Below are 15,636 nucleotides of genomic sequence, written 5' to 3'. Positions count from 1 at the left end.
AGAACCGGAACCGTAAAGGCAGGACAGGAAAACGAAAAGCCCGCGATCATTGGACCACGGGCTGCAGACGTCCGTCCGAGATAAAAAAGACCGCCGTGGTGGAGGGGGAACCGCGGCGGCCTTCTACTCGAAACGATGCGGCAGCCCGGAGAGGGGGGATAGGCTGCCGCAGGTGTCCGGGATAGGCGGGGGACGGGCCTTGCTCCGGACTCGGCGAAAATTGCCGATGCCATGTATTTGTGTCTTTGAACGTGGCGATTCAAGGGCACGAAGATTACACTTTTGTAACATGACCGTGAGCGGGTCGGTGCCGGTCTGTCAGGGTGTCGCCGGAACCGATATTTGAGGCCGCCTTTGGCATGGACCAAGCCGCCGCGCCGCGCTATCCCTGCCGACATGAAAAAAGGCGATCATCTCTTCCTTGTCGACGGCTCCGGCTATATCTTTCGTGCCTATCACGCGCTGCCGCCGCTGACCCGCAAATCCGATGGCCTGCCGGTCGGCGCCGTTTCCGGTTTCTGCAACATGCTGTGGAAGCTGGTGCTCGACGCCCGCAACACCGATGTAGGCATTGTGCCGACGCATTTCGCCGTCATTTTCGACTATTCGTCGAAAACCTTTCGCAACGACCTCTACCCGGAATACAAGGCCAACCGCTCGGCGCCTCCAGAAGACCTGATCCCACAATTCGGCTTGATCCGCCAGGCAACCAGGGCGTTCAACCTGCCTTGCATAGAAGTCGAAGGCTATGAGGCCGACGATCTGATCGCCACCTATGCCAGGCTCGCCTGCGAGGCCGGCGGCGACACCACCATCATCTCCTCCGACAAGGACCTGATGCAGCTGGTCGGCGACACGGTCGGCATGTACGACCCGATGAAGGACCGCCAGATCGGCATTCCCGAGGTCATCGAGAAATGGGGCGTGCCGCCAGAGAAAATGGTCGACTTGCAGGCGCTGACCGGTGACTCGGTCGACAATGTGCCTGGGGTGCCCGGCATCGGGCCGAAGACGGCGGCACAACTGCTCGAGCAGTTCGGCGACCTCGACACGCTGCTGGCCCGCGCCGGCGAGATCAGGCAGGACAAGAGGCGCGAATCGATCATCGCCAACGCCGACAAGGCGCGCGTTTCGCGTCAGTTGGTGACGCTGATGAACGACGTGCCGGTGGCCGAGGGGCTGGATGACTTCGTGCTGCACCCGCCGGACGGCCCAAAACTGATCGGCTTCCTCAAGACCATGGAATTCACCTCGCTCACCCGCCGCGTGGCGGAAGCGACCGGCACCGAGGCAGGTGATGTCCAGGCCGTCGCGGTGACGGTCGAACGCGCCGATCATGCCCATGGCCCGGATGTCGGGGCCGGAGTGCCAGCTGTTGCCCGAGCCGAGTCCGGCGCCGAGCCTGGCCAGGCCAGCGGAGCGGCAACGACGGAAACGTCAAAACAAGGCGACACCCCTTCCCTGCTCGCCGCGCTGAGGCTGGAGAGTGCGGCCACCCGCAAGATCGATACATCTGCCTATCACTGCGTCCGCGATATCGCGACCTTGAAAGCCTGGGTCGCCGAGGCAACCGGGACCGGCCTTGCCGCTTTCGACGTCAGGGCGACGTCGGCCGATCCGATGCAAGCCGAGTTGATCGGCATATCCATCGCCACGGCGCCCGGCCGCGCCGCCTACATTCCTTTTACCCACAAAAGCGGCAACGGTGACCTGCTCGGCGGCGGCGTGGTTGAAAACCAGATTCCTCTGCGCGAGGCGCTGGCCTTGCTGAAACCGCTGCTGGAAGACAAGTCGGTTCTCAAGATCGCGCAGAACCTGAAATACGATCTCGTCGTCATGAGCCGTTACGGCATCGATGTCGCGCCCTTTGACGACACCATGCTGATCTCCTATGTGCTCGACGCCGGTACCCCCCATGGTCACGGCCTAGACTCGCTTGCCGAGAAATGGCTGGGTCATACCCCTCTCTCGCTCAAGGACGTGACCGGCTCCGGCAAAAGCTCCGTCGGTTTCGATCAGGTCGGCATCGACAAGGCGACCGCTCATGCCGCCGAAGACGCCGATATGACGCTGCGGCTCTGGTTGGTGCTGAAACCGCGCCTTGCCGCCAAGGGTCTGGTGTCGGTCTATGAGCGGCTGGAACGGCCGCTGGTGCCGGTGCTGGCGCGCATGGAACAGCGCGGCATCTCTGTCGATCGGCAGATCCTGTCGCGGCTGTCGGGCGAACTGGCGCAGGGCGCCGCCCGGCTGGAAGAAGAAATCTATCAGCTCATCGGCGAACGCATCAACATCGGCTCGCCAAAACAGCTCGGCGACATCCTGTTCGGGCGCATGGGTCTGCCCGGCGGGTCCAAGACCAAGACCGGCCAGTGGTCGACCTCGGCGCAGCTTCTCGAAGACCTTGCCGCCGAGGGACATGAACTGCCGCGCAAGATCGTCGACTGGCGACAGCTGACCAAGCTGAAATCGACCTATACCGATGCGCTGCCCGGCTTCATCCACCCCGAAACCAAGCGCGTCCACACCTCCTACGCGCTGGCCGCGACAACGACGGGGCGCCTGTCATCATCCGACCCGAACCTGCAGAACATCCCGGTGCGCACCGCCGAAGGCCGCAAGATCAGGACCGCCTTCATCACCGACAAGAGCCATCGGCTGGTCTCGGCCGACTACAGCCAGATCGAGCTGCGGGTGCTCGCCCATGTCGCTGAGATCCCACAGCTCAAGCAGGCCTTCGCTGATGGCGCCGATATCCACGCCATCACGGCGTCGGAAATGTTCAACGTGCCTGTCGAGGGCATGCCTTCGGAAGTCCGCCGCCGCGCCAAGGCGATCAATTTCGGCATCATCTACGGCATTTCGGCCTTCGGCCTCGCCAACCAGCTGTCGATCCCGCGCGAGGAGGCAAGCAACTACATCAAGAAATATTTCGAGCGCTTCCCCGGCATTCGCGACTACATCGAAGAGACCAAGGCCTATGCCCGCGAGCACGGCTTTGTCGAAACGATCTTCGGCCGCCGCATCCACTATCCGGACATCCGATCCTCGAACCCGTCGCTGCGCGCCTTCAACGAGCGCGCCTCGATCAACGCCCGCCTGCAAGGCACCGCAGCCGACATCATCCGCCGTGCCATGATCCGCATGGAGGAGGCGCTGGAAAAAGCTGGTCTTTCAGCACGCATGCTGCTGCAGGTGCATGACGAATTGATCTTCGAGACCGTCGAGGCCGAAGTCGAGGCGACGATCCCGGTCGTGCGTCACGTCATGGAGAACGCGGCGATGCCGGCGGTATCGATGTCGGTGCCGCTGCATGTCGACGCCCGCGCCGCCAACAACTGGGACGAGGCGCATTGACGCTCCGCCACTTCGTCATCCTAGGGCGAAGCAAGGAGCGAAGCGACGCGGCGCAGACCCGAGGATCCTGCCGTGACGCCAGAGCGCTGCGGCTGTGGAGATTTGATTTATTCTGCACCGCTGCAATCGTCGGAAATGTAACGGAATGGATCACTCCGCCCTAGGATGACGAAGATAAGGTCTTAGGCCGCTTCCGCCAGGCACTTGGCACACGTCCCGCGAAATTCGATCACCGCCTTCTTGGCGGCGAAGCCTGTCGAGCGCACCCATTCGTCCAGCCGGTGGTCGACATCGTGGTCGGACATCTCGGTCACTTGCCCGCAAGTGTCGCAGATCGCGAAGGCGGTCATCGAGTGACTGTGATCGTGTGGCTCGACGCAAGCGACGAAGGAGTTGATGCTTTCGAGCCGATGCACGAAACCGGACTTCACCAGCGTGTCGAGCGCCCGATAGACCTGCAGTGGCGCGCGGAAACCACGCTCGCGCAGCTGGTCAAGCAAGGTGTAGGCGCTGAGCGGGCCGCTGGCGGCCTCAAGCTTCTCAAGCACGCACAGCTGGTTCTTCGTCAGCACATCCCTTGCCGCCATGGTCCTTGATCCAACTCGCCTTGTGTCGCTCGCGCATCATTGCCGCGCACAAACGATCCCTGTCACTCCAGATAGCGACGAACCGGCATTTTTGCTACTGTTTCCACCATCTCTGCCGGGAAGGCTATCGAGAACGTCGGCCGGAGCGGGTAACAGGCAGATTGCTCTCCGGTGCAACATTCAAAATACTGACAAAATCTTCGGCAAGAGTTGCCGCGCTTGGAAATTCGATCGGGCTTGGGGAAGCAATCATGATCAAATTGACGCGGCGGACGCTGCTGGTCGGCACGTCCGCGCTGACGATGGCCGGCATGGTGCCGATCCGGACCATGGCCGCGTCGCGCACCTACCATGCGCTGCTGGTCGCCTGCACCGAATATCCTGCTCTGCCGCAGAAGAACTGGCTGATCGGTCCGAAGAACGACGCCGGCCTCGTCCACGAATATCTCCTGAAGAACGTGCCCGACCCGGTGCGGTTCGCGCCGGAGAACGTCACGCTGCTCGCCAAGGATGTCCCCGGCGCCAGTGGCCTGCCGACCCATGCGGCGATCAAGGCCGCACTGGCCAACCTCGCCGCCAAGGTTCAGCGCGACGATTTCGTCTATCTGCACCTGTCCGGGCATGGCGCCCAGCAGCCGCAGATGGTCAAGGGCGACGAGACCGACGGGGTCGACGAGATCTTCCTGCCCGTCGACATCGACAAATGGATCAACCGCGATGCCGGCGTGCCGAACGCGCTGATCGACAACGAGATCGGCGCGGCGCTCGACGCTATCCGCGACAAGGGCGCCTTCGTCTGGGTGGTGTTCGACTGCTGCCATTCCGGCACGGCGACACGTGCCGTCGAGGTCGACGACGAGCTGGAGCGCAAGGTCGAGTTCGCCGACCTGGTCGGCGGCAGCGAGGCCGAGCGGGCCGCTGCCATCAAGGCCTATGATAAGGTGACATCGGCCGCCGGCTCGCGCGGCATCGACAACAACGGCGCGCGCAAGCCCGCCTTCAGCCTGACCCCGGCCGGCGGCGAACCGATCGCCAAGGGCAAGCTGGTCGCGTTCTATGCCGCACAGACGGTGGAGACGACGCCGGAAATGCCGCTGCCGAAGGGCACGACGGACGCCCCGCGCTTCGGCCTGTTCACCTTCACCATCCTGTCGAAGCTGGCCGAGAATCCCAACGTCACCTACCGCCAGCTTGGTCAGGCCGTGCTGCAGCAATATTCGGCCGACAGCCGCACCCGGCCGACGCCGCTGTTCGAGGGCGAACTGGATGCCCGTGTGTTCGGCACCGACAAGACAGACGCGGTCATGCAGTGGCCCGTCGTCATCAAGGACGGCGAAGCGACGATCGGTGCCGGTCTGCTGCACCGCCTCACTCCCGGCAGCAAGCTCGCCATCCTGCCTTCGGCGCTATCGCCGCTTTCCGACGCGGTCGGATTTTTGGAAGTGCAGTCGGCAAGGAACCTGGAAAGCCGCGTCAAGCCGGTCGAGTTCGACAAGAAGCAGGCACTCAAAGTAGCCGACATTCCGGCCAATGCCTATGCGCGGGTGGCGGAGATCGCCGTCGACTACAAGCTCATCGTTGCGCGGCCGGCCGCCGCCAAGGGATTTGAGAAGGAAACCGCTCTGGTTAATTCGGTTCTCGATGAACTGGCGACGGCCAAGGAGACCGGCTTCAACATCGAGCTGGTCGAGCCCGGCAAGAGCGCTGAGCTCCGCTTCGCGGTGATGCACGAGAATGCCATTGCCGGCGCGGCCGAGGATGCGACCGACAAGCCGGCGCTATGGTTCCTGCCGGCATCGGGCGACGTGACCCTGAAGGACCGCAGCAGGCCGCCTCTGATCATCATCCACATGGATGACCGGCACAAACTGGTCGATGCAACGACCAGGAACCTGCGCACCATCTTCCGCGCCACCGGGCTTTCGCGGCTGGCGGCGGCCTCCGACTACAAGCCCGAGGACGTCGACGTCCAGTTCCAGGTCAAACGCAGTGACAAGGACGGCCTCGAACCCTTGCAGGCTTCCGTGGTGCCGCGCGTTTCACCGGGCGACGAGGTGCATGTCCTGGCCAAGAACGGTTCGGACCTTCTGGTAGACATCAACGTGCTCTATGTCGGCAGCGACTATTCGATCACCCACATCGTTGCCGAGCGCCTCGCCCCTCAGGCCACGCTGGAGGAGGGGCTGCTGGCCTTCACCGACACCAGCTTCGGCATGGAAAGGATGATCGCGGTTCTGACCGAGGCGCCGCCCGAGAGCGAGAAGCAGGACCTGAGTTTCCTGGCGCAGGACGGCGTTGCCTCGGCGACACGCGGTGTGGGCTCCGCCAGCTTCTCCGACATGCTGACCGATCTCGGCATGGCGACGGCAACCCGCTCGGTGATGCGGCTTGCCGACAAAAGTGGGCCGAAGGGCGCGGTGTTGATCTTCCCGATGGAGACGGTGCCGCGCGCCTGAGCGGATACCGGCGCCAAAGCCTCACGCCTCTGTTGCGCCGGCTCTTGCGCGATCGGCGCGATAGGAGAACATTCCCGGCCGCGGCCTTGGCGCATGACGGCCGGATGAAACTGATAGGATCGACTGTGAAGAACTCTGTGTTTTCCTGGCGTGGAACGGTGGCCGGCTTTGCCGGCGGCCTGTTGCTGATCGCCAATGCTTCGGCGGACGAGGCCTGCGGCCTGTGCGTCAAGCAGATCGTCACCAATTCGGAGCTGGCGACGTGTTTTCTCGATCAGTATGACCAGATCGCCAAAAGCGCCGCCGGTGCCATTGTCGTCGATCTCAGCAACTGCGCCTCGCGCGGTGTCGTCGAAGCTTTGCCCTCACCGAACAAGGGAGCGGTGGAGCCCGACTTGCAGTTCATGATTTCGCGCCTGCAGCTGGAATGCCTGAAAACGAAGCTGGAGGCGCCAGGCATCGTGCTGGATCCCTCCGCCACCATCGAACTGGACAGCTGCGGATGAAGAAACCGGCGGGCAACACCAGGCAAACAGCAGCGCCCGCAAAGGCGCCGCCCGCGAAACCGCCTCTGCCGGAAACCACAGAAGGTTTCCCGTGGCCGAGCAGCCATGAGATCAAGAAGGAGAGCAACCCCTTCACCGACCGCGACTGGCGCATGCTGGCCTATGCCTGGTCGGGCATGGCGGTGCGTCTCGCCATCATCTTCACCTTGATGTTCTCGGTCTATCAGTTCCTGGCCAACCAGGAGCAGAAGCGCGTCGAGCAGACCATGTCGCTGGTCGAACTTTGGGAAAACAAGGACTACCAGCAGGCGCAGCGCGCCCTGAAAGATCGTCTGACGGCCCTCAACGCCAAATATGACAATCTGCTCAGCGCCAATCCCTCGCCTACCGAGGAGCAGGTGTTCCGGCAGCGGATCGGCATCGAGGCCATGACCGCCGGTGGTGGCGACATGCCGCTCGCCGATTTCAACGAGAATTTCGACCGGATCGTCTATTTTCTCAATCGCCTGTCCTTCTGCGTCGATGGCGACCTGTGTTCGCGCAAAGTCACCGATGCCTATTTCCACGACTACGCCGTGTCCTTCTGGAGTTATTTTGCCGGCTACATAGACAAGCAGCGCAAGGCGGGTTCACCCACTTTCGCCTCGGCGATCGAGACCTATGTGCGCAATGCGCCGCCTGCGGCCGAAGCCAAATAGCAATGGGAAAATCCAGTCTCCGTATCATGCGCGCCTGCCGCTGGCTGGCTCTGGGCGGAGCATTGATCGGGACTTCGGTTGCCCGTGCTGAGGACGCACTGGATTTCCACCTCGACCTGGACACTGGCGGCCATAGTGCACAGGTCACCGATCTCGCCTTCACACCCGATGGCGAAGACATCGTCTCGGCATCGAACGACAAGACCATCCGCATCTGGGACTGGCAGAGCGGGGCGACGCTGCGCACCATCCGCGGCTATCTCGGCAATGGCAGCGACGGCAAGATCTTCGCGGTCTCGATCTCGCCCGACGGCAAGACGATCGCCGCCGGCGGCTATTTCGGCGCCAGTCTTGGCGACAAGCCGCCCTATGGCGACATCAGGCTGTTCGACTTTGCCACCGGCAAGATCAGGGCTGTGCTCAAGGCCGCCGATTACGCGACCTACGATCTGGCCTTCTCTCCCGATGGCAAGACACTGGCTGCCGGTGGCGCCGACGGCGTCGTCTATCTCTGGCGGCTGGACGACAAATCCGCGATCGGCTGGACACTAGACAAGAAGCTCGACGCCGATTCCTGGCACATCGACAAGCTCGCCTTCGCCGCCGGTGGCACCCGTCTGGCCGCGACGACCACCGACAACGGTATCCGGCTGTGGGACGTCGTGAAGGGGGAGGAGATCGCCTTGCCTGACGAAGCCGAGCCGCTGCGGGACATCAGTGTCATCGCACTGGCCGTGTCGCAGGACGGCAGCCTGTTTGCCACCGGCAGCAAGGACGGGCAGGTGCAGCTCTGGCGCGCGGCCGACGGCACACTGGCACGCGCCATGCCGACGCAGGACTTCCTCATCGGCTCGCTGACCTTTGCCAAGGATGCGCGGCTCATCGCCTCCTGCGGCTACCGCTGCGCCGACATGCACCGCTCCATCGTCTGGAACACCGACACCGGCGAAAAGACGCTCGACTACACCGGCCATGATGGCACGGTCCATGCCAGCACTGCCAGTGCCGGTGGCGCGCTGGTGGCGACCGCCGGCGGCACGCGCAACGCCATCGAGGTCTGGGACCCCGCGACCGGCGAACGCAAGGCGCTGCTGCAGGGCGCGGGCGAACCCGTGACCGCCGTCGGTATCGATGCGGCGAACGAGGTCATCGCCTGGGGCAACGCGAATCCTTGCCCCGAGCGCGTCTCCTGCCCTGAAGAACAAGGCGTGTTGGATAATAGTTTGGACCTGCCCACCGCCGGGCGTTTCTTCGAGGGCCCGCAACCGCTGATCGAGCCGAGCTCGTTCGCCCGTGCCGCGCTGGCCGATGGCCAGTGGTCGCTGCACGCCGCGCCTGGAGGCAAGGACGCACAGGAAAATGCCGTGCTGGAGATCGCCAATGGCGGCAAAATGGTAGGCGGCATCGAGAACGATGCCACCAACGGTTTTGTCCATTCAGCCTACACACTGATCGACAAGGGCCTTGGCCTGATCACCGGCGGCAATGATGGCACGCTGATCGAATACAGAACCGCGACCGCGAAAGTGTCGGGCGAATTCACCGGTCATGCCGGGGAGATCAACGCCATGGTCGCCTCGGAGGAGGCCGGCCTGCTGGTCACCGGCAGTGCCGACCAGACGCTGAAACTGTGGAACCTGAAGACGCACGAGCTGATCGTGTCGATGTTCTTTGCCGGCTCGCAATGGATCGTCTGGATGCCGCAGGGCTACTATTATTCCTCCGACGACGGCGACAAGCTGATCGGCTGGCAGGTCAACGAGGGCCGCGACCATGAAGGTCGCTTTATCCGCGCCGGCCAGTTGAAGAAATATCTCTGGAGCCCGGAAATGGTTCGCCGGGCAATCATCCTGCGCAGCGCCAAACAGGCGGTCGAGGAGATGCGGCCCGGCGTCGACAACGAGTTGCAGAAGCTTTTGCAGCGCAAGCCGCCGGAGTTCGGCATCCGCGTCGCCGAAGACCAGAGCAAGGTCCGCGACGGTTATGTCGCCGTCGAGATATCAGGCGCCAAGGAAGCCGGAACGGATGTCGCCGGCTTTTCGATCCTGTCGAACAGCCGCAATGTCGGCGATGTCACGGCCCACTCGGTGGACGGCGACAGCACCATAGTGGAGATACCGGTCGAGAATGGCGAGAACACCATCCGCGTCACCGGCACCAACGAATATGGTTATCTGACCGAGCGCAGCGTGACGGCGCTGGCGAGAAAGACCGAGAAGGCCGAGGCCAAGGGCAAGCTCTATGTCGCGGTCATTGGCGTCGACAAATATCCGTTCCTGACCGACGCCTGTTCGGGCCGCGCCTGCGACCTTCGCTACCCCGTCGATGACGCCACCGAGTTCCTTAAGGTGATCTCGCAGAAATCGGCACCGCTGTTCTCGTCGATGGAGACGCTGGTGCTGGTCAACCGCGAAGCGCTCGACGAGAGCCCCGACAAGGCCAAGCAAACCTACGCCGTCGCCAGCGCCGACACAATCTTGGAGCCCGACTCCGACACGATCGACGACCAGCTCGCCGATTTCCTCGACAGGCCGGTCGAGCGCGACACCACCATCATCTTCGTCGCGGGCCACGGCATCAATATCGACGAGGACTATTATTTCATCCCGACCGACGGCCGCAAACAGGGTGCCGAACGCTGGAAACGCTCTTCGCTTGTCGACTGGTCGGACATCCAGAAATCGGTCGAGCGTGCCAAGGGCATGCGCTTCATGCTGCTCGACACCTGCCATGCCGCCAATGCCTTCAACCCGCGCCTGGAAAAGGACGCGCAGGACGCGCGCATCGTCGTGTTCTCGGCCACCGCCGCCAACAACACCGCCGCCGAACTGCCCGAACTCGGCCACGGCGTCTTCACCTATTCGATCCTCGAAGGCCTGCGCGGCAAAGCCAGGACGTCGGACGGCGGCGTGACACTGTTCGGCCTTGCCGACTATATTTCGCGCGAAGTGGTGCGGCTGACGTCGTCGAAGCAGAAGCCGTTCTACTATGTCGGCGGCGTGGAAAACATCGTGCTCGCCGAGCCATGAGGAAGCGAGGTTCGCGCCCAGGCACCCCCCTCTGTCCTGCCGGACATCTCCCCCGCAAGGGGGGAGATCGGCTGTCATGGCTGCTTACGCTCATCTGCAGGGCTGCAAGAAAACTCGCGAGGCAGAAGCTGCCAATCTCCCCCCTTGCGGGGGAGATGTCCGGTAGGACAGAGGGGGGTGCCTGGGCGCAGACCAGCATCCTGCTGATCTTCGCCATCACTCTCCTGCCCCTCCCCACCTTCGCCGCCCCCATAGTCTGCCCGCCCGGCACCGACAACTTCCCGCCCTTCTACGACGACGCCACTTTGTTCAAGGATGCCATCGCCAACGTTGCCGATGTCCCACCATCCAACCAGCGGCTGACCGGCATCACCGTGCCACATCATCTGCTGGCGGCCGACCTGGTGGCGCTGGGGTTCCGGGCGGCGTCCGGTTTCCGCTACAAACGGATCATCATCCTGTCGCCGGACCATTTTCACAAGACGCACAAGCTCTACGCCACCACGCTGCGCGGCTTCGACACCGTGCTTGGCCCGATCGCGGCCGACACCGATGCCGTACGCCGTCTCGAGACGAACGGCGATATGGTCGAGGAGTCGTGCCTGTTCGACAAGGAGCATGGCGTGCGCGCCATGCTGCCGTTCCTGCATCACTATTTCCCGGAGGCGAGAATCGTGCCCGTGGCAATGTCGGTGAAGGCACGCCGCGGCGACTGGGACCGGCTGGCCGAGGCGCTGAAGCCGATCGTCGACCAGGACACGCTGATCGTCGAATCCACCGACTTCTCGCACTATCTGCCGCAGCACGACGCGCTACGATTCGACCAGCAGTCGCTGAACATGCTGGCCGCCGGGTCGCTCGACGGCATAGCAGCACTTCACCAGCCCGATCATGCCGATTCCGTCGGCGCGCTCTATATTCAGACGAGGCTGCAGCGCGAGCTGTTCGGCGCCCAACCGCTGGTCGTCGCCAACGAAAACTCGCAGGAACACACGTCGGACTATGTCGAGCGGACCACCAGCTATGTCGTTGCGCTGTTCGGCGCCTTCGGCCCCGGCTTCAACAACCCGGCACGGCCAAAGGACAGGATCTATTACCTCGCCGGCGACGTGAATTTCGGCCGCGCCATGAAGAAGATCCTTGTTCGTGACGGCGTTGCCGACCGGATCGTCGGCAGCGTTCTGGCCCTGACCGGATCGCGGCCGCTGATCATCAACCTCGAAGGCGTCATCCTGCCCAACGTGCCGGAAGCGATCGACGACATGACGCTGGCGATGCCGGAGGATCTAGGGGTCGACATGCTGAAGAGGCTGCATGTCGCCGGCGTCGGCCTCGCCAACAATCACGCCTATGATCTCGGCCCGTCAGGCTACGCCGAGACGCTGCGCGCCCTGGATGACGCCGGCATCCCGCATTTCGGCCAGGGCGAGACGCTGGCGCTTGCCGATCTCGACCTTGTCGGCCTGACCGACATCGACACCAACGGTTCGAAGAACACCGACCTGCTCATCCCTGCCCTGCTCGACCGGCTGCTGCACGAGGATGCCGGGCGGCCAGTGGTCGCCTTCGTCCACTGGGGCCGCGAATACAAGACAGCACCATCGGCGCGGGAAGACATGCTTGCCGACCAGATGCGCCTGCGCGGTGTCTCGGCCATCGTCGGCGGTCACCCACATGTATCGAGTGAGGCGATCGTCCCGCTTGCCGGCGGCGATGTGGCGGAGGTCTATTCGCTCGGCAATTTCCTGTTCGATCAGAGCGCCGAGCGCTCGTCCGGTTCTTTGCTGGAACTGCGCGTCTTCGCCCAGGGCACGATCTTCACCCGGCTCATCCCGCTGCCCAACTATTTCGAGATGGGCCGCAAATAGCTAACCGCAGCCGACCATATCGCGCGGCAGATAGCATGCCGCCGGCTCGGTCTTGGTCTCGAACAGCGACTGTTTCGGCCGGAAATAGAAGAAGGTTACCGGCTTGCTCTCGCGCACGCTGCCGTCGGCGAAGTGCGCGGCGATGCTGAAACTATGGATCGACGACATCGACGACCACATCTTCAGCCGCGCCGTGTAGGCGCTGATCTTCTTGTTGCCGCGCACCGGCATGGCAATGGTGTAGTCATGCTTGCCGATCGGGAACTCGATGTTCTGGTAGCGCATCGCTTCCGGCGTGCCGCCGCCGCCATCGCCGCATTCGGCCATCGCTTCCGGCGTCTCCAGGACCGCCATGGTGATGGAGGTGCGGAACGGCTCGCTCTGCTGGTAGAGATGACCCTCGTCATCCGACCAGGAATAGTCGAACTTGCCGATCGCATTCAGCGTCATCGCCTGTTGCATGGTGCCGAGATAATCGGCGACCTCGCCGAACTTGATCTTGTTGGTCAGCTGGCTGCGGCAGACATTGAGACCGTCCACCGAGGGACAGGGAAAGCGCCCCGTCTCCAGGCTGGCCGTATCGACGCCGGCTTCCGAGAGCACGCTCTTGACCGACACGTCGACGCCGTCGCCGAAACTGCCGACGTCCTTTGTGAACCTGCGGCTGGGATCACCGGTCGGATTGCCTTCATCATCGACCGCGGTGAACTGGATCGAGATCTTCATGTCCTTGGCGTCGCCCCAGCCATTGTTGACGATCGAGAAATCCGGCCTGAAGCCGACGCAGCCGAAATGCTCCGATATCGACAGCATCGGCTTGCGATAGGCATCGCTGGCGGCGACCTTCATCTCCAGGCTGTCGAGCTTGACCTTGGACTGGTCCGACGTCTTGAGCTCTACTTCGGCAAAGGCCGGCGAGTCCTCCCAGTCCATGCCTTCATAGACATTGCCGGTGGCGACCTGGCCGGTGCCGTTCCAGCTGTCATTGTACTGATCGGACTGCGGATAGATCGCGATGTCTTCGTCGCGCACCAGATGCTGATACTGCATGTCGGACTGCTGGGTCATGCGCTGGTCGACCGCGACGCCGATCTCGATCTTGTCGGCGTCACCACCGCCGGTCTGTGCCTTGATGAGCCCACCGACCCTGGCATCGGCCAGCACGTCGGGGCGCGAGCCGCCGACCTCCTCGCCCATCGCCCATTGCGACGTGTAGACCGTGCCGCCGGCCAGCCGCGTGCGGCCCTTGCCGTTCTTCAACCCGTCGACGAATGAGCCGGCAAAAATCTCCCCGGTCTTTGACAGCAGCCGCCCCTCGCCATTCGGCACGCCGGCAACGAACCGACCCTCGTAGCGGTTGCCGTCGGCGTCGACATGGATGCCCTTTCCGCTGAGTTCTCCGGCAAGCCAATGCCCGTCGAAAACCTCGCCCGAACGCAGCTCGAGCCGGCCTTGCCCGTCGGGGCGGCCTTCCCTGATGTCACCGAAATAGCTGGAATAGATGGTTTTGGGATCATAGCTTGCCGAGCCGCGCACCCGCCACGCCAGCCTGCCCTTGCCGTTGATGGTGCCGTCTTCGCCAATCGTCCGGTCAGGCGCCTGGCCCGCCGCCGGCTCCCACACGAAGTCGAGGCCCTTTTCCGGATGGAAGTCCCACACCCGGACCGTCCTGCGCAGCACCGAGCGGGTGTCTGCCCGGTAGAGGATCTGCACCCGTTCCGCCCAGGCACCATCAGTGGGTGCGGCGGCCGTATCGGCGAAGGCCGGCGAAAACATCAGCGCGGCCAGCATCGATGCGGCCGCGATCCCGAACATTGCCCCTGCCCGCGCCATCCCAAAACCCCTTTGGATGCCCAACCCCTTGGCCGTTCAAGCGTAGTCGGCGAGTCGGCCTCGTGCAAGAGAAGCAGCACTGCAAGCATCGGTACGAAAAAGGCGGCGGGATTGCCCGCCGCCTTCGTCTTCGCCGCGAATACGCAGCGATTATTTATACAGGCTGTTGATCCACTGGACGTTGGCAGCGTTCAAGCGCACGGCGGTGTTCGCGTCGGGGCTTTCCGCCACGTTGACGCCGGTGATGATGCGCTGCTTGGAGTTGTTGTCATAGGCATAGACCGAGCTGCCGCTCGATCCCGGGAACGTATCGCAGTCATACTGGAAATATTCCGGGGCGATGTTCTCGGCGTGCACTTCGCAGTTTGCCTTCCACATCGTGCCCATCGGCTTGTCACCGGGATAGCCGACGAGGTTGGCGGTGAAGTCGCCGAGATCGTCATAGTTGGCGTAGCCCAACCAGCCGAGGTTGGTGCCGACGTCCTGCTTCAGCGTGACGATGCCGAGATCCCACAGGAGGACCGAACCATAATAGCCCTGGTAGTTGTCGATGAAGCCTTGCAGCACATAGGCGCTTTCAAAGGTGAAGGCGCCGAACGGTGCGTCATCGGCGGTGCTGCCATTGAGACCCGGCACGAACAGATAGTCGGAGAGCCAGTCCTTGTCCTCATGGCTGTAGAGGCAGTGCGCCGCGGTGAGCACCGTGCGCGGACCGATCAGCGTTGCCGAACAGCTGCCAAAGCTGCCCGTCTTCGCCGACTTGGCTTCGAGATAGCCTATTGCAGAGAACGGATAGGTCTTGGTGTTCTTGACCTGCTCGCGATCGTCGGCGCCGAAAACCTGGCGGCCGGCTTCGCCTTCGCCGAGGTCCGGATCCTCGGTCTTCCGCTCAGCCCCGTCTTTTCCATTGGCCGGAGCATTCAGTTCCTTGATGATAAGGTCCCGCAGCGCTTCGCTGGGCTCGATCTTGATTTCCTTGCCATCGGCGGACCGTCCGACGATGCCGTAGGATTTGACAGCCGTTGCCTCGTCGGCAAGCGGCGCGGCGCGGCTGTCTTCGTCGGTTAGCTTCGGCGGCGCGATTGGCTTTGCCCGCCCTGGCTTGTAGTCGCCTGCAGTCACGTCCCGCATGCTTTCGCCATTGCCGGGACTGGCGGAGCCAGGGTCGGCGGCGAAAACCGGGACCGCCCACATTGCAGTGGAAAGCAATGCGGACGCAATAAGTGCGTTTGTCAGTTTTATCATGGTGAGACTCTCCCAAAAGTCAGCAAGGACTGGATCAAGATATAGAAATATTGTCGAGAT

9 protein-coding genes are annotated in these 15,636 nt (G+C 63.1%); 6 read left to right on the top strand and 3 right to left on the bottom strand.

Going from position 1 to position 15,636, the window contains the following annotated elements:
* Positions 1 to 396: 396 nt before the first annotated feature.
* Complete coding sequence (polA, locus tag NKH19_RS00210; RefSeq protein WP_352870045.1) at positions 397 to 3,354, top strand: DNA polymerase I; 2,958 nt, start codon at positions 397 to 399, stop codon at positions 3,352 to 3,354.
* Positions 3,355 to 3,536: 182 nt separating this feature from the next.
* On the opposite strand, the gene NKH19_RS00205 is transcribed toward polA, so the two are convergent.
* Entirely contained in the window at positions 3,537 to 3,941 is a 405-nt protein-coding gene (locus tag NKH19_RS00205) for a transcriptional repressor (RefSeq protein ID WP_352869978.1), read from the bottom strand.
* 251 nt (positions 3,942 to 4,192) lie between these two features.
* Here NKH19_RS00205 and NKH19_RS00200 point away from each other — a divergent pair, with 251 nt between their 5' ends.
* The 5 genes from NKH19_RS00200 (at position 4,193) to amrB (ending at position 12,498) form a co-directional block, all read left to right on the top strand.
* Positions 4,193 to 6,397 carry a caspase family protein gene (locus NKH19_RS00200; protein ID WP_352981546.1) on the top strand — a complete coding sequence of 735 codons (2,205 nt, stop codon included), beginning with the start codon at positions 4,193 to 4,195 and terminating at the stop codon, positions 6,395 to 6,397.
* A 104-nt stretch (positions 6,398 to 6,501) separates the two neighbouring features.
* Positions 6,502 to 6,903, top strand: a complete 402-nt coding sequence (locus tag NKH19_RS00195) for a hypothetical protein (RefSeq protein WP_352869982.1) — start codon at positions 6,502 to 6,504, stop codon at positions 6,901 to 6,903.
* The gene (locus NKH19_RS00190) at positions 6,900 to 7,601 is read left to right on the top strand and encodes a DUF4760 domain-containing protein (protein WP_352869984.1); all 702 of its coding nucleotides are present in this window, start codon (positions 6,900 to 6,902) and stop codon (positions 7,599 to 7,601) included. Before NKH19_RS00195 ends, NKH19_RS00190 begins: the two co-directional genes overlap by 4 nt.
* Before the next feature lie 2 nt (positions 7,602 to 7,603).
* Entirely contained in the window at positions 7,604 to 10,630 is a 3,027-nt protein-coding gene (locus NKH19_RS00185) for a hypothetical protein (RefSeq protein ID WP_352981545.1), read from the top strand.
* Positions 10,631 to 10,785: 155 nt separating this feature from the next.
* Positions 10,786 to 12,498, top strand: a complete 1,713-nt coding sequence (gene amrB, locus NKH19_RS00180; RefSeq protein WP_352869988.1) for an AmmeMemoRadiSam system protein B — start codon at positions 10,786 to 10,788, stop codon at positions 12,496 to 12,498.
* Here the strand turns inward: amrB and NKH19_RS00175 are convergent, their stop codons facing one another.
* Complete coding sequence (locus NKH19_RS00175; protein WP_352869990.1) at positions 12,499 to 14,313, bottom strand: MORN repeat-containing protein; 1,815 nt, start codon at positions 14,311 to 14,313, stop codon at positions 12,499 to 12,501.
* Positions 14,314 to 14,481: 168 nt separating this feature from the next.
* The gene (locus NKH19_RS00170; protein WP_352869991.1) at positions 14,482 to 15,576 is read right to left on the bottom strand and encodes a trypsin-like serine peptidase; all 1,095 of its coding nucleotides are present in this window, start codon (positions 15,574 to 15,576) and stop codon (positions 14,482 to 14,484) included.
* Positions 15,577 to 15,636 lie beyond the last annotated feature (60 nt).

This window comes from Mesorhizobium sp. M1338 (assembly GCF_040318045.1).
Taxonomy (GTDB): domain Bacteria; phylum Pseudomonadota; class Alphaproteobacteria; order Rhizobiales; family Rhizobiaceae; genus Mesorhizobium.
Note: the sequence above shows the minus strand (reverse complement) of the source record. Positions and strands in the feature narration are given on the sequence as shown.